Source organism: Arthrobacter sp. BG3 (assembly GCF_056680185.1).
In genome coordinates, this window is the sequence record NZ_CM155270.1 from 990,903 (window position 1) to 1,010,387 (window position 19,485).

General features: G+C 68.5%; 19 protein-coding genes and 1 riboswitch. Of the genes, 6 read left to right on the plus strand and 13 right to left on the minus strand.

Annotated elements, in window-relative coordinates; genetic code table 11:
* Window positions 1-783, plus strand: a complete 783-nt coding sequence (locus tag AC1MFL_RS04390) for a succinate dehydrogenase iron-sulfur subunit (RefSeq protein ID WP_024365819.1) — start codon at window positions 1-3, stop codon at window positions 781-783.
* 96 nt (window positions 784-879) lie between these two features.
* A complete protein-coding gene (locus AC1MFL_RS04395) occupies window positions 880-1,650 on the plus strand; it encodes an alpha/beta hydrolase family protein (RefSeq protein ID WP_479813638.1) in 771 nt (256 codons plus the stop codon).
* Here AC1MFL_RS04395 and AC1MFL_RS04400 read toward each other — a convergent pair.
* The 10 genes from AC1MFL_RS04400 to glyA all read right to left on the minus strand — a co-directional run bounded on the left by AC1MFL_RS04400 (window position 1,607) and on the right by glyA (window position 11,096).
* Window positions 1,607-2,614 carry a YihY/virulence factor BrkB family protein gene (locus tag AC1MFL_RS04400; RefSeq protein WP_479815311.1) on the minus strand — a complete coding sequence of 336 codons (1,008 nt, stop codon included), beginning with the start codon at window positions 2,612-2,614 and terminating at the stop codon, window positions 1,607-1,609. The two genes, AC1MFL_RS04395 and AC1MFL_RS04400, sit on opposite strands and share 44 nt — an antisense overlap.
* A 103-nt stretch (window positions 2,615-2,717) precedes the next feature.
* Window positions 2,718-3,374, minus strand: coding sequence for a 2'-5' RNA ligase family protein (locus AC1MFL_RS04405; RefSeq protein WP_479813639.1), 657 nt, complete (start codon window positions 3,372-3,374; stop codon window positions 2,718-2,720).
* 4 nt (window positions 3,375-3,378) lie between these two features.
* On the minus strand, window positions 3,379-4,512 hold the full coding sequence (gene trpS / locus AC1MFL_RS04410) for a tryptophan--tRNA ligase (RefSeq protein WP_479813640.1): 1,134 nt from the start codon (window positions 4,510-4,512) through the stop codon (window positions 3,379-3,381).
* Window positions 4,513-4,529: 17 nt separating this feature from the next.
* Entirely contained in the window at window positions 4,530-5,363 is an 834-nt protein-coding gene (locus AC1MFL_RS04415) for an exodeoxyribonuclease III (RefSeq protein WP_479813641.1), read from the minus strand.
* A 10-nt stretch (window positions 5,364-5,373) separates the two neighbouring features.
* On the minus strand, window positions 5,374-5,946 hold the full coding sequence (locus AC1MFL_RS04420) for a hypothetical protein (protein WP_479813642.1): 573 nt from the start codon (window positions 5,944-5,946) through the stop codon (window positions 5,374-5,376).
* A 113-nt stretch (window positions 5,947-6,059) separates the two neighbouring features.
* Entirely contained in the window at window positions 6,060-6,893 is an 834-nt protein-coding gene (locus tag AC1MFL_RS04425; RefSeq protein WP_479813643.1) for an ABC transporter permease, read from the minus strand.
* The gene (locus tag AC1MFL_RS04430) at window positions 6,890-7,711 is read right to left on the minus strand and encodes an ABC transporter permease (protein WP_479813644.1); all 822 of its coding nucleotides are present in this window, start codon (window positions 7,709-7,711) and stop codon (window positions 6,890-6,892) included. The genes AC1MFL_RS04425 and AC1MFL_RS04430 overlap by 4 nt, the downstream gene beginning before the upstream one ends.
* Entirely contained in the window at window positions 7,704-8,654 is a 951-nt protein-coding gene (locus AC1MFL_RS04435; protein WP_479813645.1) for an ABC transporter ATP-binding protein, read from the minus strand. Before AC1MFL_RS04435 ends, AC1MFL_RS04430 begins: the two co-directional genes overlap by 8 nt.
* Window positions 8,655-8,858: 204 nt before the next feature.
* The gene (locus tag AC1MFL_RS04440; protein WP_479813646.1) at window positions 8,859-9,791 is read right to left on the minus strand and encodes a bifunctional methylenetetrahydrofolate dehydrogenase/methenyltetrahydrofolate cyclohydrolase; all 933 of its coding nucleotides are present in this window, start codon (window positions 9,789-9,791) and stop codon (window positions 8,859-8,861) included.
* Between the two features lie 3 nt (window positions 9,792-9,794).
* Window positions 9,795-11,096: a serine hydroxymethyltransferase gene (gene glyA / locus AC1MFL_RS04445; RefSeq protein ID WP_479813647.1), complete on the minus strand. Its 1,302-nt coding sequence runs from the start codon at window positions 11,094-11,096 to the stop codon at window positions 9,795-9,797.
* A gap of 172 nt (window positions 11,097-11,268) precedes the next feature.
* Window positions 11,269-11,354: riboswitch (ZMP/ZTP riboswitch) on the minus strand.
* Window positions 11,355-11,414: 60 nt separating this feature from the next.
* On the opposite strand from glyA, the gene purU reads away from it, so the two are divergent.
* From purU to AC1MFL_RS04460, 3 genes are all read left to right on the plus strand, one after another.
* On the plus strand, window positions 11,415-12,275 hold the full coding sequence (purU, locus tag AC1MFL_RS04450) for a formyltetrahydrofolate deformylase (protein ID WP_479813648.1): 861 nt from the start codon (window positions 11,415-11,417) through the stop codon (window positions 12,273-12,275).
* Between the two features lie 61 nt (window positions 12,276-12,336).
* Complete coding sequence (locus AC1MFL_RS04455) at window positions 12,337-12,750, plus strand: class I SAM-dependent methyltransferase (RefSeq protein WP_479813649.1); 414 nt, start codon at window positions 12,337-12,339, stop codon at window positions 12,748-12,750.
* A gap of 102 nt (window positions 12,751-12,852) precedes the next feature.
* Entirely contained in the window at window positions 12,853-13,371 is a 519-nt protein-coding gene (locus AC1MFL_RS04460; RefSeq protein ID WP_301228728.1) for a gamma carbonic anhydrase family protein, read from the plus strand.
* 14 nt (window positions 13,372-13,385) lie between these two features.
* Here the strand turns inward: AC1MFL_RS04460 and AC1MFL_RS04465 are convergent, their stop codons facing one another.
* Together AC1MFL_RS04465 and AC1MFL_RS04470 are read right to left on the minus strand one after the other, a co-directional pair.
* Entirely contained in the window at window positions 13,386-15,092 is a 1,707-nt protein-coding gene (locus AC1MFL_RS04465; RefSeq protein ID WP_479813650.1) for a flavin monoamine oxidase family protein, read from the minus strand.
* Window positions 15,089-16,630, minus strand: coding sequence for an amino acid permease (locus AC1MFL_RS04470; RefSeq protein ID WP_479813651.1), 1,542 nt, complete (start codon window positions 16,628-16,630; stop codon window positions 15,089-15,091). The genes AC1MFL_RS04465 and AC1MFL_RS04470 overlap by 4 nt, the downstream gene beginning before the upstream one ends.
* 149 nt (window positions 16,631-16,779) lie before the next feature.
* Here AC1MFL_RS04470 and AC1MFL_RS04475 point away from each other — a divergent pair, with 149 nt between their 5' ends.
* Window positions 16,780-18,489, plus strand: a complete 1,710-nt coding sequence (locus tag AC1MFL_RS04475; RefSeq protein WP_479813652.1) for a PucR family transcriptional regulator — start codon at window positions 16,780-16,782, stop codon at window positions 18,487-18,489.
* Here the strand turns inward: AC1MFL_RS04475 and AC1MFL_RS04480 are convergent.
* Complete coding sequence (locus AC1MFL_RS04480; RefSeq protein ID WP_479815313.1) at window positions 18,468-19,259, minus strand: nitrilase-related carbon-nitrogen hydrolase; 792 nt, start codon at window positions 19,257-19,259, stop codon at window positions 18,468-18,470. The two genes, AC1MFL_RS04475 and AC1MFL_RS04480, sit on opposite strands and share 22 nt — an antisense overlap.
* Window positions 19,260-19,485 lie beyond the last annotated feature (226 nt).

Genomic DNA, 19,485 nt, shown 5'->3' on the forward strand with positions numbered 1-19,485 from the left:
ATGACCGCTGAACTTGCTGAGCCAGCCTCCAAGATCGAACTGCCCGCGCACATCGGGGGTGGCGGGGACATCCCGTCCTTCGACGTCCACCTGCGGGTGCGCCGCTACAACCCGGAGGTCTCCGACGAGTCCACCTGGGATGACTTCCACGTGACCATGTACGGCACCGACCGTGTCCTGGACGCCCTGCACAAGATCAAGTGGGAGATCGACGGCAGCGTCTCCTTCCGCCGGTCCTGTGCCCACGGTGTCTGCGGCTCCGATGCCATGCGCATCAACGGCCGCAACCGCCTCGCCTGCAAGACCCTGCTGAAGGACCTGGACACGTCCAAGCCCATCACGGTCGAGCCGATCAAGGGCCTCCCGGTGGAGAAGGACCTGATCGTGGACATGGAACCGTTCTTCCAGTCCTTCCGCGAGGTCATGCCGTTCCTGATCAACCGGGGCCACGAGCCCACGAAGGAACGCCTGCAGTCCGCCGAGGACCGGGAGCGTTTCGACGACACCACCAAGTGCATCCTCTGCGCCGCGTGCACCTCGTCCTGCCCGGTGTTCTGGACCGACGGCCAGTACTTCGGCCCGGCGGCAATCGTCAACGCGCACCGCTTCATCTTCGATTCCCGGGATGACGCCGGCGACATGCGCCTGGAGATCCTCAACGACAAGGAAGGCGTGTGGCGCTGCCGCACCACCTTCAACTGCACCGAGGCCTGCCCCCGCGGCATCCAGGTCACGCAGGCCATCGCCGAGGTCAAGCAGGCCATCCTGTCCCGCAAGATCTAGCAGCTGCTCCAGAACCTAAAGAACAACGACGACGGCGCCTCCCACCTTCCAGGTGGGGGCGCCGTCGTCGTCGTACCGCTGAACGAAAGGGCCCACGTGTCCCGCTCCGAAAAAGTCTCCTTCCAGGGTTCCACCGGCGAACTGCTCTCCGGCATCGTCGACGTCCCGGAGGGGCCGGTGAAAGGCTGGGGGGTGTTCTCGCACGGCTTCACGCTGGGCAAGGACAGCCCGTCGGCCTCGAGGATGTGCAAGGCGCTGGCGGACAGCGGGGTGGGCATGCTCCGCTTCGACAACCTGGGTCTCGGCGAATCCGCCGGGCTCTGGCCGGAGGGCTCCTTCAGCCACAAGGTCGCGGACACCGTGAAGGCGGCCGAATTCATGCGCGAGTCAGGCCGGCCGGTCTCGCTGCTGGTGGGTCATTCCTTCGGCGGGGCCGCGGTGCTCTCGGCCGCGCGGCAGATCCCGGAGCTCGACGCCGTCGCCACCGTGGGGGCCCCGTTCTCACCCAAGCATGTGGCCCACGTCTTTGACGCAGCCCTGGACCGGATCCTCAGCGAGGGCAGCGCGGAAGTGGACCTGGGCGGCAAACGGGTGGAGATCCGCCGGCACTTCGTGGAGGACCTGGAGAACGCCGACCTCACGGACTGCATCCGGCAGCTGGGAAAGCCGCTCCTGGTGCTCCACTCCCCCACCGACAACACCGTGGGCATCGAGAACGCCAGCACCATCTTCCAGACCGCACGGCATCCGCGCAGCTTCGTCTCCCTCGAGGGCAGCGACCATCTGCTGACCGCCAAGGGACAGGCCGCCCGTGCCGCGAAGATTATTTCAGCGTGGGCCGACCAGTACCTCGACGCCACCGCGTAGCCGCGGCCGGCGGACGGACCTCGCCGGCGTCCACCGGGGTCTTGCCCGGCTGGACCTGGCGGGCGCCCCAGCCGGTCTTTTTGTTCCCCGGCTCCCGGTTGAGGTCCTCCTCGCGGATCGCCACCCACGAGGCGCTGACCAGGTAGACCTGGCTGACCAGGTTGAACCAGATCAGCAGGCCGATGATGATGGCGAAGGGCGCCAGGATGGGGTTCCGTCCGGCACTGGCCAGCAGCTGGGTGCTGAAGATCTGCAGCACGGTGGTCCCCACCGCAGCAAGGATGGTCCCTTCCAGGAGCGAGCGGCGGGCCAGCTTGAGCCCGGCGGCCACCCGGAACATGATCAGGGCGGTGCCCCAGCCGAGCAGCAGCGGCACGATGATCGTGACCGACGTCGTCAGCGGACCGGCCAGCAGCGGATCCAGGTTCAGCTTCTCGGTCACCCACCCCGCCGCCGTGCCGAACACCAGGGAGGCAGCCGCGCTGACCACCAGGGCCGCGCCGAGCAGCAGGAGCGTGCCGGCGTCGCGCAGGATCTGCAGAACCGGGTTCATCCCCCGCGGGCCCAGCCGCATCATGCCCCGCACGCCGTCACGGATGCCGCTGATCCAGCCCAGGGCCGTAAAGACAGTCACCGCGGCGGCGATCACAGCAGCCCAGCCAAGGCTGGAAGGGTTCAGCAGCTGGTAGGGATCAACCAGCCCCTCGCCGCCGTCGACCTGCAGGAGACCGGGCGCGGTCTTGGCCACGCTCCTGATGATCTGGTCCAGCAGGGCCGGCTGTCCGCTGAGGACAAGACCTGCCAGGGAGAGGCCGGTGGCCAGCAGACCCGTGATGGAGAAGAACATCCTGAACCCGATGCCGGCGCTCATCAGGGGACCGTGCTGGAGGTTGTAGTGCTGGAAGGCGCGGAGCGGACGGAAGGTGTTGGCCCGGGCCAGCAGCCACGGCACCATCGCCATCATCGACGCCATCCGGCCGCCGCCGGAGCGCCGGACCTTTCCCCATTCAACCCGTTTCCGGATGACTTCCAGTTTCAGCCGGGCCAGCTCGGTGGGAAGCGGCGGCTCAGTGGGCGCCTGCTGCACCGTCCTGGCCCCCGTCGTCGTCAGGTTCGGTCCCAAAGTCAAGCTCTTCCCGTAGCTGCCAAATGCCGTTGTCGTCGTGCTCGTAAAGTCCCATGCTAGCCACCGGGAACGTGGCCCGGTAATCCTTGAGCACCGTTTCGGCCTCATCGAGGCTTTCCGGGGCGACGTCGTGCGCGACGGTGACGTGCGGATGGTAGGCAAAGGGCAGTTCCCGCTCCAGCGGCCCGGTCTGGAGCTGCTGGTGCAGGCTGACACAGTCACCGAAGCCGTCTTCAACGTTGAGGAAGACCACCGGGGACACGGGCCGGAAGGATCCGGTGCCGGCGATGGTCACGTTGAAGGGCTCCTGCTTGCTCGCGATCTCACGCACGTGGTTGCGGGTGGCTTCCCAGTCCTGCGTCATGGTGGTGGTCACGAGGGTGATGTGCGCCGGGATGACGGCCGCCATCGGGTCGCCGAAGGAGGCGCGCCAGCGCTGGAGTTCCTCGGCGATTTCGTCCGGGAACCCCAGGATCACGCCGATGCTGACGCCGTCGGTGCGCTGTCCGCCGTCCGGATGGGATTCCTGGCCGGCGCTGCTGACGGCACGCGCGCTGCGTTTTGGCTCGTTAGCGGTGACTTTGCTGACGGAGGACATTGGCCTAGCGGGCCCCGTGGGTTCCGGCGTAGGGCAGGAAACCCACCTTGGCGTAGACGTCCCGCAGGGTGACCGAGGCGATCTCGCGGGCCTTGTCGGCGCCGAGGGCCAGCAGCCGGTCAAGTTCCGCGGGGTCGTTCAGCAGCTCGTTGGCCCGGTTCCGGATGGGGGTCAGCCGTTCCGCCACGACCTCGGCGAGGTCGACCTTGAGGTGGCCGTACATTTTGCCCTGGTAGGCGGCGACGATGGCCTCGACACTTTGCCCGGTGATGGCGGAGTAGATGGTCAGCAGGTTGGAGACCCCCGGTTTGGCCTCGCGGTCGAAGCGGATCTCCGTCTCCGCGTCCGTTACCGCGGATTTGATCCGCTTGGCGATGACCTTGGGATCGTCCAGGAGGTTGATCAGGCCCGCCGGTGATTCCGCCGACTTGGACATCTTGGCGGTGGGGTTCTGCAGGTCGTAAATCTTCGCCGATTCCTTCTGGATGAAGGGCGCCGGGACGTTGAAGGTCTCACCGAAGCGGCTGTTGAACCGCTGGGCCAGGTCGCGGCTGAGTTCGACGTGCTGGCGCTGGTCCTCGCCCACCGGCACACCGTGGGGCTGGTAGAGGAGGATGTCCGCGGCCTGCAGCACCGGGTAGGTGAAGAGCCCGACGCTGGCCTGCTCCGAGCCGTGCCGGGAGGCTTTGTCCTTGAACTGGGTCATCCGGGAGGCCTCGCCGAAGCCGGTGATGCAGTTCAGGACCCAGGCCAGCTGGGCGTGCTCGGGCACCTGGGACTGGACGAAGAGTGTGCACTTGTCCACGTCGACACCGCCGGCGATGTACTGCGCGGCAGTGACCCGGGTGCGGTGGGCCAGTTCGGCCGGGTCCTGCGGAACGGTGATCGCGTGCAGGTCCGGGATGAAGAAGATCGCGTCGTACTCGTCCTGCATCCGGACCCAGTTCACCAGGGCGCCGAGGTAGTTGCCCAGATGCAGGGAGTCCGCGGAGGGCTGCATGCCGGAGAGGACGCGCTGGCGGACCCCCAGGGGGACAGCAGAGCCGTGGGTGGCAGGGGTGGCGGCGGTGACGGTTCCGGCGGCAGGAGATCCGGCGGCGGCGTCGGTCACGGGGGTCACAGTGGAAGAAGAGGTCATTCGTGGGGGCCTTAAGGCTAGAGCCGGTAGTCCACTACCAGCGGGGCGTGGTCGGAGAAGCGTGTGTCCCAGGACGGCGCCCGGTCTACAACGGCTGACACTGCGGCAGCAGCGAGAGCGGGCGTGGCCATGTGGTAGTCAATGCGCCAGCCGGTGTCGTTGTCGAAGGCCTGGCCCCGTTGCGACCACCAGGTGTAGGGGCCCTCGACGGCGCCCGCCAGGCCCCGGTGAACATCCTTCCAGCCGATGTCCTCGCCGAAGAAGCGGTCAAAGTAGGCGCGCTCCTCGGGCAGGAAGCCGGCACGTTTGACGTTGCCCTTCCAGTTCCTGATGTCCAGTTCCGTGTGGCCGACGTTGAGGTCGCCCACCACGAGGGCGTGGTCGCTGTGCTTGGTCAGCTCGGGCAGCCTGCTGGCCATCACGTCGAGGAATCGGAACTTGTCGTCCTGTTTCGGGGTGCCTGCCTCCCCGGAGTGCACGTAGGCGCTCACGACGGTCAGCTGGGAGGCCTCGCCCTCGGCGTTGCGGACGGTGTAGTCGGCTTCGACCCAGCGGCCGGCCGTGGCGAAGTAGTCGTCGCCGATGCCCACGCGGGTCTGCAGCGGTTCGGTGCGGGAGGCGATGGCGACGCCGGCGCGGCCCTTGGCCTCGGCTTCGGCGTGCAGGATGTACCAGCCCTCGCCGAGCAGCTCATGGACGATCGCATCGGGCGCACGGACTTCCTGCAGGCAGAGGATGTCCACTTCGCGCGGCTCAAGCCATTCCGCCATGCCCTTCTTGTAGGCGGCACGAAGGCCATTGACGTTGACTGATGCGATGCGAAGGTTGTCCTTCTTCAATGCCGAGCTCACCCGATCCACTCTAGTCGACAATGGTTCCGGAGACGGGCTCGTCGCCGCCGGCGGACCTGATCATGTCCCGTGCGTTGGTGGCGGTAATCTCGATGGTCTCGAGCGCCCGGCGGATCGTTTCCTGGTCCGAGGCGCTGCCCTTCGCCCGCTCTTGTTCGACGACGCGGACCTGCACCTGCACGATCTTGAACGAGTGGTCCAGCTTCAGGTCCCGGACCTCGTCCGCTTCCCGGCGGACCTCCATGAGGCGGGTGCTGCCGTGGTCCACACTGCCCGACGCCGGCGCCCGGCCGGCCGCCGCGTTGAAGGCGTTCTGCGCTTCGGCGAGCTTGGCACCGGCCTTCCTGGCCGCCTTCTGGATGCTGAAGACCACGAAGGAGGCCAGAGCCAGCCAGAAGCCCGCGATGATCGCCACGATCCAGCCCACGACGTCGTTCTGGTTCGCAGCAAAGATGACCGCGACGACGAAGGCGATGATGAACACCATCATCCCCGGTCCGCTGATGCGGAACATGGAGAACTTGCCCGTGGCGGTGTTGTACGCGGACGGCTTGGAAGACGCGGAGTTGCCCAGAGATTGCATGAGCCTATTATCGCAAACCCTCGCGGCGCGCCCGCCCGCTTCCACCCCGGGCGAACGCTCCGGGGCGAACGCTCCCGGGCGAACGCCCGCGGCGGGGACGGCCGGGTCCGGCCCTACTTGAGGAACAGCTTGCGGAGCCGGCCGGTGGTCAGCAGCATGCCGAGGGCGATCATCGCGAGGTAGTAGCCGACGTGGATGGCGGTCGCCGGGCTGAAGGCTCCCACGCTGATCTGCCGGAGCAGGTCCACGCCGTGCCACAGCGGCATCGCCTGGATGAACCACTGGATGTACTCCGGATAGACGGTAAGCGGGTAGAAGGTGGCGCTGAACAGGAACATCGGCAGCATCACGAAGTTGATCCAGTCCATCTGCTGAAACGTCTTCATGAAGCTGGTGATGCCCATGCCGAAACTGGCAAATCCGAAGGCGATCAGCACCGCGGCCGGGATCATCAGGATGGCCCACGGCGTGGTGAGCAGCCCCATGAGGCCCATCACGGCAGTGAAGCCGGTGGCGTACATCAGGCCGCGCAGCAGGGCGAGGAAGATCTCCCCCATCGCGACATCCAGCGGGCCCAGCGAGGTGTAGAGCATGCCCTGGTACAGCTTGGAGAAGTTCATCTTGAAGAAGACGTTCCAGGTGGAGTCGTAGACGGCACCGTTCATCGCGGACACGGCCAGCAGTGCCGGGGCGATATAGGCGGCGTAGGAAATTTCCCCGCCGCCGGGCCCCTGCACCGTACCGACGATGGCGCCCAGCCCGACGCCCATCGCGATCAGGTAGAGCACGGGCTCAAAGAAGCCCGAGAGCATGACCATCCAGTTGCTGCTCTTGGTGGCCATCAGCCCGCGGGCGACGACGGCGCGGACGTTCCGGGAGTACAGCGGCCCGAACTTCCGGTTGCGCGCGGCCTCGGTGTCGCTGTGGCTGGTGGCGGCGGCGCTCATCCGGCCATCCTTTTGATGAACTGGCGTTTGGTCAGGACCCAGCCGAGCACCGCGAGGGCCAGCAGGTACACGACGTGCGCGACGGTCAGCAGCGGGGCCTCCTGGTAGCCGTAGCTGAAGACCCTGCCCAGCTCGGTGCCGTGCCAGATCGGGGATATCCAGCCGATCCAGCGCACCGTCAGCGGCAGGGTGTCCAGCGGGAAGAAGGTGCCGGAAAACAGGAACAGCGGCATCACGAGGAAGCGCATGACCATGGCGAACTGGCCTTTGTCCTGCGTGATCGAGGCGGCATAGGCCATCAGCGGCAGCCCGAAGGAGAGCCCGGCGAGGGTGGCGACCAGGATAGCCACCCAGCCCCAGGGGCTCGGCGACGCCCCGAACAGCGCCACCACACCGAAGTAGATCGCGGACTGCAGCAGGAAGCGCACCGTGACGGCGATGACCTGACCGAGCGCGATCTGCTGGGGCGTCAGCGGCGAGGCGTGCGGCCCGTAGTAGACCCGGCGCCACTTGAACCCGTCCATGATCGGGAAGGTGAACTCGCTCGCCGCGGACATCACCGCGGCCGAGATCAGCAGCGCCGGCGCGATGAAGGTCAGGTAGCTGACCCCGCCGAAGACGGCCCCGCTGCCGGTGTCGACCAGCGTCGCCAGGCCCACCCCCATGGCGAAGAGGTAGGCGACCGGCTGCCCCACGCCGTACATCACGATGGTCCAGCCGTAGCTCTTCATCACCCGGAGCACATGTTCCGCGAAGTAGAGCGAGCCCCAGCGCCTGGCCCGGGCCGCCGAGACCTCGGGGGAATGGGCGCTAGTCAACGAGGCTCCTGCCGGTCAGGCGCAGGAAGACGTCCTCGAGCGAGGACCGGCGCACCAGCGAGGTCACCGGGCGCAGCCCGCGGGCGGAAACCTCCTCAAGGGCTGCCTCGCCGTCGTGCGCGTAGATCAGGACCCGGTCGGGCAGGGTTTCCACCCGTTCGCCGATGCCCTCCAGTTCGGCGCCGACGGAGGCGTTGCGTTCCGAGCCGAAGCGCAGCTCAAGGACCTCCCGGGTGGAGTACTCACGGATCAGGCTCGCCGGGGATCCCTCGGCCATGATCCTGCCCTTGTCCACCACGATCAGGCGGTCGCAGAGCTGCTCGGCCTCGTCCATGTAGTGGGTGGTGAGGATCAGGGTGACGCCCTGCTCCTTGAGCCGGAACAGCCGGTCCCAGAGAATGTGCCTCGCCTGCGGGTCCAGGCCGGTGGTGGGCTCGTCCAGGAGCAGGATCCGGGGTTCGTTGATGAGGGAGCGCGCGATCGTGAGGCGGCGCTTCATGCCGCCGGAGAGCGCGTCCACCTTGGATTTCGCCTTGTCGGTGAGCTGCGCGAACTCCAGCAGCTCGTCGGCCTTGGGCCTGAGGTAGCTCATCGGCAGGCCGAAGTAGCGGCCGTAGACCAGCAGGTTGTCCCGGACCCTGAGTTCCTCGTCCAGGTTGTCCTGCTGCGGGACCACGCCCAGGTGCGCCCGGACTTCCGGCCCGTTCAGGTCGGGGTCCAGGCCCATGATGCTGAGGCTTCCGGAGGTGCGCTGGGACACCGCGCCGATCATTTTCATGGTGGTGGATTTGCCGGCGCCGTTGGGGCCAAGCAGGCCGAATGCCTCGCCGGCGGGGACGGAGAAGGAGATCCCGTCGACCGCGGCCACGTCGCCGTAGCGCTTCGTCAGGTTCTCGGCGGTGATCACATACTGCGGCGGGCCGGTTTCAGCGGGGCTGCTCACGTGAGCTTCCTTGAGGGAGAATTCTTTCGAGTCGAGTTCAGGCACCCGAATCACGGTAGTTGAAACCGGCGAACTATGAAAGAGTCTTTTCGTAAAAAATCCGGGTGTTTGCCGTTCCCTGCTGTCGGGGAATTAAAGCTGTCCCGGGCTTAAAACCGCAAGGGCGCCACCCCCGTACGGAGTGGCGCCCTGGCGTCCGGAGACTCAGGCCGCGCCGGAGGCGCCCGCATCGGCTAAGTGGCGTTCCGCGGTTTCCACCACGTTGGCCAGCAGCATGGCGCGGGTCATCGGGCCGACTCCCCCGGGGTTCGGGGACAGCCAGGCGGCGACGCCGGCCGCCGCCGGGTCCACGTCCCCGGTGACGACGGCCTTGCCGGAGCCGTCATCGACGCGGCTGACGCCGACGTCGAGGACAATGGCGCCCGGCTTGAGGTCGGCCGCCTTGATCATGTGCGGCTGGCCGGCCGCGGCGATCACGACGTCGGCCTGCCGGAGTTCGGCGGGCAGGTCCACGGTCCCGGTGTGGGCCAGGATGACCGTGGCGTTGACGTCCTTGCGGGTCAGCAGCAGTCCCACCGGCCGGCCGATGGTGACGCCGCGGCCCACCACGAGCACGCGTTTGCCGTTGAGGCTGATGCCGTGCCGGGTGAGGAGTTCCACACAGCCCTTGGGGGTGCACGGCAGCGGGGATTTCATCGGGCCGCTGACGTTGGCCACCAGCCGGCCGAGGTTCATCGGGTGCAGGCCGTCTGCGTCCTTGTCAGGGTCCATGGCCTCCAGGATGACGTCCTGGTCGATGTGCTTGGGCAGCGGGAGCTGGACGATGTAGCCGGTGCATTCCGGGTTCTCGTTCAGCTCCCGGACCACGGCCAGGAGCTCCTCCTGCGTGGTGTCCTCCGGCAGGTCGCGGCGGATCGAGGTGATGCCCACCTCGGCGCAGTCCTTGTGCTTGCCGCCGACGTACCAGGTGCTGCCCGGGTCGGAGCCGACCAGGATGGTGCCGAGGCCCGGGACGATGCCTTTGGACTTGAGGAGGGCGACGCGTTCAGTCAGTTCGGCCTTGATCGCCGCGGCGGTGGCCCGGCCGTCGAGGATCTGTGCGGTGGCTGCCGTTTGTGCAGTCTCAGCGGAAGTCATGGCCTACCACTGCTCGTGCTGCGGGTACAGCGGGAAGTCCGCGGCGAGCTTGTCCACACGGGACTGGAGCGCCTCGATGTCCGTCGCGGACCCTGCCTTCAGCGCGGTCGCGATGATCTCGGCGACCTCGGTGAACTCCTCGGCGCCGAAGCCGCGGGTGGCCAGCGCCGGGGTGCCGATGCGCAGCCCGGAGGTGACCATCGGCGGGCGCGGGTCGAACGGCACGGCGTTCCGGTTGACGGTGATGCCGACCGAGTGCAGGAGGTCTTCCGCCTGCTGGCCGTCGAGCTGGGAGTTGCGCAGGTCCACCAGGACCAGGTGCACGTCGGTGCCGCCGGTGAGGACGGAGACGCCGGCGTCGGACACGTCGGCCTGGTTCAGGCGGTCGGCGATGATCCGGGCGCCCTCCAGGACGCGCTCCTGGCGCTCCTTGAATTCCTCCGTGCCGGCGATCTTGAACGCGACGGCCTTGGCGGCGATGACGTGCATCAGCGGTCCGCCCTGCTGGCCCGGGAAGACGTTGGAGTTGATCTTCTTGGCCCATTCCTTCTTGGCCAGGATCACACCGGAGCGGGGGCCCGCGAGGGTCTTGTGCACGGTGGAGGTCACGACGTCGGAGTGCGGGACCGGGCTGGGGTGCAGTCCGGCGGCCACGAGGCCGGCGAAGTGCGCCATGTCCGTCCAGAGCAGCGCACCGACCTCGTCGGCGATCGAGCGGAACGCGGCGAAGTCCAGGTGGCGCGGGTAGGCGGACCAGCCGGCGATGATGACCTGGGGCTTCTCGGCGATGGCCTGGGCGCGCAGCTTGTCCATGTCGATGCGGAAGTTGTCTTCCTCGACCTGGTACGCGGCGACCTGGTAGAGCTTGCCGGAGAAATTGAGCTTCATGCCGTGCGTCAGGTGGCCGCCGTGGGCCAGGGACAGGCCGAGGATCTTCTCGCCCGGGGTGATCATCGCGGAGAGCGCCGCGGCGTTGGCCTGGGCGCCGGAGTGCGGCTGGACGTTGGCGTATTCGGCTCCGAAGAGCTCCTTCACCCGGTCGATGGCGAGCTGCTCGGCGATGTCGACGTACTCGCAGCCGCCGTAGTAGCGGCGGCCCGGGTAGCCCTCGGCGTACTTGTTGGTCAGGACCGAGCCCTGGGCTTCCATGACTGCGCGGGGGGCGAAGTTTTCGGAGGCGATCATTTCCAGGGTGCCGCGCTGGCGGCCCAGCTCCTGGGCAAGGACGGCGGCGATTTCGGGGTCAAGTTCGGCCAGCGGCTGGTTGCTCACGGCGGCGGAAGAAAGGCTAAGGGAGGTGGTCACGGGGAACTCCTGGCTAGGCAACGGGCACTGCTTAAGGTCAGGTTACCGGCTGGCCCGCGGCGGCGCCCCTAGATTACGGCCCACGGAAACCCGGGACGCGACAAGGGCACCGGCACCCGGGACCGGGTGCCGACGCGGGCCGGCAGCGGGCGCTGCCAACCGGACAAACATGACCCTCGGCCCAGGCGTACGATCCGTGGTCTTCGTGAGTGCCGCTCCCTGGTGGTTAGCCACCCAACGCCAGTTGCGACTGCTCCAGACTACCCCAGGCCGGCGGCCCGGCCCCAGCCGGTGCGTACCCGCGGGTAGGCTGTCTTCGTGACTGACGACCAGCTGACTGCTTCCTATATCCTGACCTTTTCCTGCCCGGACCGCCCCGGAATCGTGCACGCCGTCGCGGGTGCCCTGCTCGTTGCGGGCTGCAATATTACGGACTCGCAGCAATACGGCAGCCAGAGTACCGGGACGTTCTTTATGCGCGTCGAGGCCACGACGGCGGCCTCGCCCTTCGAGCTTCAGGCCGCCCTCGAGCCGGTGGCCCAGGCCTTCGGCATGCAGTGGAGCCTCAACCCGGTCGGCCGGAAGGTCCGCACCCTGTTGATGGCCAGCACCTCGGCGCACTGCCTCAATGACCTGCTGTTCCTGCAGCGCTCCGGAACACTGCCGATCGAGATCCCGGCTATCGTGTCCAACCACCGGGACCTGGCGGGCCTGGCCGAGTTCTACGGCATCCCGTTCCACTACATCCCGGTCACCCCGGACACCAAGGTCCAAGCCGAGGACGAGCTGCGGGCGCTGATGGCCGAGCACGACGTCGAACTGACCGTCCTGGCCCGCTACATGCAGATCATCTCCAACGAGCTGTGCCAGGAGCTGACCGGCAAGGCCATCAACATCCACCACTCCTTCCTGCCGTCCTTCAAGGGCGCCAAGCCCTACCACCAGGCGCACGCCCGCGGCGTGAAGCTCATCGGCGCCACTGCGCACTATGTGACGGCGGCCCTGGACGAGGGCCCGATCATCGAGCAGGAAGTCATCCGGGTGGACCACCGGCGCACGGCCGAGCAGTTCGTCCAGATGGGCCGTGACGTGGAGGGCCGCACCCTGGCCCAGGCCGTGCAGTGGCACGCCGAGCACCGGGTTCTGCTGGACGGCAACCGGACGGTTGTATTCAACTGAACCCAGTTGTTTTCAACTGAACCCGGTTGTTTCCAGCCGGCGGCGGTCATTGAATAGAGGTATGGCACTTTCCCCGGAAGACCCGCTGACCGATTTCGTCGCCCTGCTCAAAGCGGAGGGCCGCAGGGGCGTGCTGGGCCTGGCCTGCGGCCAGGGTACGGACGGGCTGCTTTTCGTGCAATCCGGCATCCACTTCACCGGCGTCGACCCGTCCGAGGAGAACATCCATGCGGCGCGGGCCCGGGGCCTGGAAGCCTCGGTCGCGGCGGCCGCCGCCCTGCCCTTCGCCGATTCCGTGTTCCCTTCGGTGTGGGCGGTGGACGCCCTCGCGGGACTGCCCCCGGAGGACTGGGACGACGTCGTCCAGGAACTGGAGCGGGTGGCCGCGCCCGGGGCGCCGATCGCCGTCGTCCTCCCCGAAGACCGCCAGGCCGAACGGGGCGCAGGCTTCACGGTGCTCCGCTCCCCCGCGTGACCTCCCCCCTCCCGTTGCCCTATCACTTGTGGTTGTCATCAGCGCTGGTGACAACCACAAGTGATAGCGCAACGGGGGTGCGGGGTGTCCTAGGCTGGGGGGATGGCTCCCATTTACGCTTTCGCCGGCGACACCCCGGCTGTCCACGAATCCGCCTTCATCGCACCGAGCGCCTCGGTGATCGGTAAGGCCACGCTCGCCGAGAACTCCAGCGCCTTCTACGGCGTCTCCGTCCGGGCCGATACCGCCGCGATCACCGTCGGCGCCGGTAGCAACCTGCAGGACAACGTGGTGCTGCACGCGGACCCGGGCTTTCCCTGCACCGTCGGCGCCCGGGTCAGCGTCGGGCACAGCGCCGTCGTGCACGGCTGCACGGTCGAGGACGACTGCCTGATCGGCATGAGCGCCACCATTCTCAACGGCGCGGTGATCGGCGCCGGCTCCCTCGTCGCCGCCGGCGCCGTCGTGCTGGAAGGAACGGTGGTCCCGCCGCGCTCACTGGTCGCCGGGGTGCCCGCCAAGGTCCGGCGCGAACTGAGCGATGAAGAGTTCGCCGGCGTCCAGCAGAACGCCGCGCACTACCAGGACCTGGCCCGGGCCCACCGCGAACTGCACGCCTGAGCACGCTGGGAGGATCAGTCCAGCGAGATCGGGCCCAGCTCGTCCAGCACATCGCCCGGGCCCGGGTTGCCGGCCGCCGATGACCCGCCCAGGTGGTTGACGACTCCCCAGACCGCGTTCAGCCCCGTGGTCACGGCACCGTCGGCCCACCCCGCGGTGAAGGACACGTCGTCGCCGGCCAGGAAGATGCCGCGCTGGACGTCCGGAAGCTTGTCCTGCTTGAAGTGGGTGAAGAGCCGCTGCTGATAGCGGTAGTGTCCGGGCAGGTTGGCCTTGAAGGCGCCCATGAAGTTGGGGTCCGCCTCCCAGGAGACGGTGATCGGCTGGCCGACGATGTGGCTGGCGATATCCACGTCCGGGTAGATCTGCGCGAGCGAGTGCAGCATCAGCTCAACCCGCTGGTCCGCATCCAGGGCCAGCCACTTCAGCGCGTCGTCGTTCCAGGTGTAGGAAAGCAGGATCACCGCGGGCTGGTCCGGTCCGTTGTCCAGGAGGTAGGTGGCGCGGTTCAGCCGGTCCGTCAGCGTCATGGACATGACCTCCCGGCCCGTTGCCGGATCGATGTCCTTCCAGAACGGCCGGTCGACCATCACGAAGGTCTTGGACGACTGCATGTAGTGCGAGCGTTCGATCGCGGTCCACAGCTGCGCCGGGAACAGGGTTTCTTCAGTGTGGATCCGGGTCGACAGGAGCCACGACTGGCACGTGGTCACGACGGCGGGATAGGCGGCCTCGCGGCCCCACCGCTCCCGGATGCGGAAGTCGCCGCTGCCGTCGCGGGCGATCCGGTCCACGGCGCCCCGCGGGGCGCCGGCGTGCAGTGAGGCCAGGGACGTGCCCTCGGGCCAGTGGGCCATGCCCGACGGCGCGTGCTGCCAGAGCGCCTCCGGAAGCCGCTGCGCCCCGCCGGCAATGAACCGGTGTGCGTCGTCGGCGTCGGTGTAGACCACGCGCAGGATTTCGAGGATGGAGTTGGGGAAGTCCGTGTCCCAGCCGCCCGTGCCGAAGCCCACCTGCCCGAACGCCTCGCGGTGGGCGAAGCCGGCCTGCTTGAACGCGTCGCTGCCGGCGATGAAACCGTAGAAGGTCTGCTCATCAAGCAGGGGAAGCAGCGCGTTCCAGAGCTCCTTGATCCTGGCGGTGTCCCGGGCGCGGATGGCTTCCTGCATCTCGGCGAACTTGGCGCCGTCGTTGACGGCGGCCTTCCACGCCTCGGCGACTTCCCGGAAGAACGGCGGGAGGTCCGCCGGCGTGCGGGCGTAGTACTTCTCGCCGGCAAGCTCAATGACTGTGCTGGAGGTGGCGGCCGCCAGCGGATTGGGGAACTCCTCGGTCGCCAGCCCGAGCAGCTCGACGTAGTGGTAGAAGGCCTTGCCGGAGACCGGAAAGCGCATCCCGCCGAGGTCCGCGACGACCCCGGTCGCGGAGGGGAAGCTCGCGGTCCGCAGCCGGCCGCCGATCTGGTCCGCTTCGTAAAGAACCGGGCGCAGGCCCAGCTTCATCAGCTCGTAGGCCGTTACCAGCCCGGAAAGTCCGGCCCCGACCACGGCCACTTCGGTCCCGTACAGGCCGGCCGGGACGGAGCCCAGGCCGTCGGGGTGGGCAAGGTAATGGTCGTAGCTGAACGGGAAGTCCGGATTCAGCATGGTGATGGGCGCCTGGGCGCCGGCGCCCGGCGTCGTCGTCGGCCCGGGAGCCGGGAGTTCTGTTGCGGTCGTCATGAGCGGTGTGCCTTCATCGGTTCGGGGGCGGTTGCGGTGCCGGAGGGGGCTGCTCCGGATAGTTCACGGTATTCCTCGTTGCTGAGCGCCGCTACCCGGGAGTTCCTGCGGCCGTAGCCGAAGTAGACCGCCAGGCCCACCAGCATCCACAGTCCAAAGACCACCCACGTCTCGGCGCCGAGGTTGAGCATGAGGTAGCCGCACATGACGGCGCCAAGGATGGGCGTCAGCGGAAACAGCGGAACGCGGAAGCTCCGCGTGAGTTCCGGCCGGCTGCGCCGCAGGTAGATGACCGCGATGTTGACCAGCGCGAACGCGAAGAGCGTGCCGATGCTGGTGGCGTCGGCCAGCGCGCCGAGCGGGACAAGGCCGGCCGTGAGGGCGACGGCGGTGCCCACGATCAGGGTGCCCGCCACTGGGGTGCCGGTGCGGGATGAGACGCGGCCGAAGATCTTGGGGACCATGCCGTCCCGGGCCATCGAGAGCAGGATGCGGGTCTGCCCGTAGAGGACCGTCAGCACGATGCTGGCGATGGCCAGCACGGCCCCGACGGCGAACACCAGCGCAATCCAGGGCTGCCCGGTGGTCTCTTCCAGGATTTTCACGAGGGCCGCTTCGGTGCCGTCGAACCAGCCCCAGGGCCGGGCGCCGATCGCTGCGACCGCGACGAGCACGTAGATGGTGGTCACGATCAGCATCGAGAGCAGGATGGCCCGGGGCAGGTCGCGCTTGGGATTGCGGGCTTCCTCGCCGGCCGTGGAGGCCGCATCGAAGCCGATGTAGGAGAAGAACACCCGGGAGGCGGCGGCGGAGACGCCGGCGGCGCCCATCGGCATCAGCGGCTCAAAGTGTGCGCCGTTGAAGGCGGTGAAGGCCACCGCGCAGAAGAACACCAGGATGCCGACCTTGACGAGCACAATGGCCGTGTTGATCCAGGCGCTTTCCCTGGCGCCGCGGACCAGCAGGGCCATTGCCAGGACCACGATCACGATCGCCGGCGCGTTGAGCACCCCGCCGTCGCCGGGTGGCTGCGAGATGGCGTCCGGGAGTTCCAGCCCGAAGACGGCAAGCGCCTCGTTTACGTACTGGCCGGCACCGACGGCGACGGCGGCCACCGAGACGGCGTATTCCAGAACCAGGCACCAGCCGCAGATCCAGGCCATGCCCTCGCCCATGGTCGCGTAGGTGTAGGAGTAACTCGATCCTGCCGCGGGCACCAGCCCGGCCATTTCGGCGTACGAGATGGCCGAGAGCAGCGCGGCGAGTCCGGCGATCGCGAAGGAGATCCAGATGGCCGGACCGGCCAGCGGCACGGATTCGCTCAGGATCACCAGGATGCCGGTTCCGAGCGTGGCGCCGACGCTGATCATGGTCAGGTGCAGCACGCCGAAGCTGCGGACCAGCCTGGTGCCGCCGTGACCGGTTTCGGCTTCGCTGACGAGCTGTCCGATCGGCTTGCGGCGGAGCAGTTGCGCGGTCAGTCCGGGACGGCCCGTGGTGGCCGGTGGCCGTTCTCCAATAAGCGTTGGCGCAGTCATCGTTGACGTCCGTTCTTCAGTAGTGGTCTTTTCCCCGCGTCCAGCCTAGGCGTGTGAGCCAGCTCTCACGGTTGTGCAAAATGACCTATAGTCTTCATTCATGAGACGTAATGCACTGAATCCCGCCGTTCCGGACACCGCTGGCCGCCGTGGCTGCTGACGACGGCGAGCGGCTGGGTTTCGTCACCCTGGCCCAGTTCCTGCGCCAGCTGCCGCCGGAACTGTCCGTGCTGCACGACGGCGGCAACGGGGCGGAGCGGCTGCGCTGGGTGGAGCCGAGTGAGCTGGAGGATCCCACCCCCTACCTGCTCGACGGCGAGTTCCTGCTCACCGCCGGCCTGCCGTTCCAGGGTGCCGGCGGCCGCGGGGAGTTCGTGGATGCCTACGTGCAGCGGCTGGTCGCGGCGCGGGTCTCGGCGCTGGGCTTCGGCCTGGAACCCTATTTCGACGAGGTGCCGGAAGCCGTGGTCCTGGCCTGCCGGCGGCACAACCTCACGCTCGTGGCAGTCCCGAAGACCGTGCCCTTCGCCGCCGTCGGCCTGGCGTTCTCGCAGCTGCTGGAGTCGGACAACGCCACGACGTTCCGGCAACTGGCAGACACCAACCGGCAGCTCATGCGCGCCGTGCTGTCGGCGCGGCCGGAACACGAACTCCTGGCCGCCCTCGTGCAGCGGGTTCCCGTCTGGGCCGTGCTCGTCGGTGCCGACGGGCGGTTGCGCGCCCGCGGAACCGCCGGCGCCCCGGCGGAACGCGCCACGCCCGGCGTGGAGCTGGCTGCGCTGCAGCCCCTGCTGGCGAGGCTGCTGTCCGGCAGCGGCCCCCGCGTGGAGATGGACTCGTTCGGCACGGCCGGTTCGGCGCTGGTCTTCGGACATCCGCTGCGCAGCACCCGGGACGCCAACCTCGGCGCCCTGATCATTGGCACGGACGCGCCACTGACCCCGGCGCAGAACAGCGTCGTGTCCACCGCCGTCGGACTGCTGGAGCTGCTGGTGCGCCAGCGCACCAGCGGTTCACTGGCACCCAGCCAGCTCGCCACCGCGCTGTTGCTGCATCCGGACAGCCTGGCGACGGGAGGCACCCGACACCTCAACGGGCTCAAGGACCTGCTGGCGCAGAGCGTCTCCACCACCCGGTCCGGGCCGCTGCGCGTGCTGCTGGGCCTCCGCCCGGAGCCTGCCGGGCGCCCGGACGGCCCGGCAGGCACTCCCGGCACCGGCTACACTGCCCGCTCGGGCGAAAGTCCCGTCCGGGAGCTGCTGGAGTGGCGCCGGATGTTTGATACCAAGCTGGTGGAGATCACCGACTACGGCTTTGCCGCGATTACCAGGCTGAAGGTCGACGACGCCCTGCTGGCCGGCGTCGAACGGCTCGGCTGGCGCCTCGTGATCGGGAGCGCCACGGAACTCTCCGGCCTGGCGGACGCCTACCGGCTCGCCTCGTCGCTCCGCAGCCGCGTGGGCACCACGGGCCACAGCGTCCGGGTGGATGACGTGACGTGGTCCGTGGCCGGGCTGCTCGGCCAGGAGGCCGGCGCCATGCTGGCCGCCCGGCTGCTGGCCCCGGTGCTGGCGCTGGAACCGGAGCGGCGGGATGCCCTGCTCGGAATCCTCCGGTCCTGGCTCGGCGAGAACGGCAGCTGGGACGCCACGGCCAAGGCCACCGGCCTGCACCGCAACAGCGTCCGCCGGCAAATCGGCATGCTCGCGGAGCTGCTTGAGCTGGATCTCAACCAGGCCCAGGCCCGGGCGGAGCTGTGGATTGCGCTGCAGTACACTGGCGCGCTGGCCGGGCTGCCTGGCCAGGCGCCCGGCCAGGCGCCCGGCCAGCTGGCCGGTCAGTTGCCCCAGGAGCGGTAGACCTCCGGCCGGAGATCGTCCAGATACGCCACCTCGGGCCCGGAGGTGCCCCGCGCGGGCAGCTCCGCGAACAGGAGTTCGGCGCCGGCGCCGGCGGCGGCCAGGAGCGAGCCGTCCGGCGCCGCAACGACGCTCCCGCCGAGGAAATTACAGCTGTCCTCGGTTCCGGAGTGGTTGGCGTAGGCGAGTGTGAGGTGGTTCTCCAGCGCCCGCGCCCTGACCAGCAGCTGCGGGACGGTATCGAAGCCCGCGGCGAGGGCGGTCGGGACGAGGAGCAGTTCGGCGCCGCGCACTGCGGCGGCGCGGACGGCCTCGGGGAACTCCACGTCGTAGCAGATCACCATGGAGGTCCTGATTCCGTGGAAGTCCACGACGCCGGGAGCGGCCCCGGCCGGGACAAACGCCTGGCGCTCCTCCGGGCCGAAGAGATGAACCTTGGCATAGCTGAGCAGCTCGTCCCCGGCCTCATCGACGAGGGTGGCGGTGATCTGCCACTCCCCCGCCGGGGTGACGGCTGGCAGGCTGTAAACCAGCGCAATGCTGTTCCGGCGAGCGATCCCTGCCAGGGCCTGCCGGATGGAGGGCAGGGCCGCGGGGTCGAATTCCGCCCGCAGCCGCAGGGGCGCGTACCCCACCGGAAAGAGCTCGGGGGTCAGGAGCAGCCGGGCACCGGCAGCCGCAGCCTTACGCGCGGCGGCCTCCACGGCAGCACAATTGGCGTCAACGTCCAGCACGGCGGCGTTCGCCTGCATCAGGGCCAGTAGCACCATTACCACCTCAGCATCCAGGGGAACGCCCTTGGCGGCGGACCCTCGCCCCTCCAGCGTAGCCACGCCGCGCCGTCGCCGTGCCGGTGCATTTCCGCCCGGCGCCCGCGCCGCCGGGGCGGATCGCCCCGGCATGCCCCTCAGGCGCTCACCGCAGCGGTCCGGAACGCGCCGGCATTCCCCGCCAGTGCGCCCCCCACGGGCCTGCCGGCGGGAGCGCCGCCGGTCC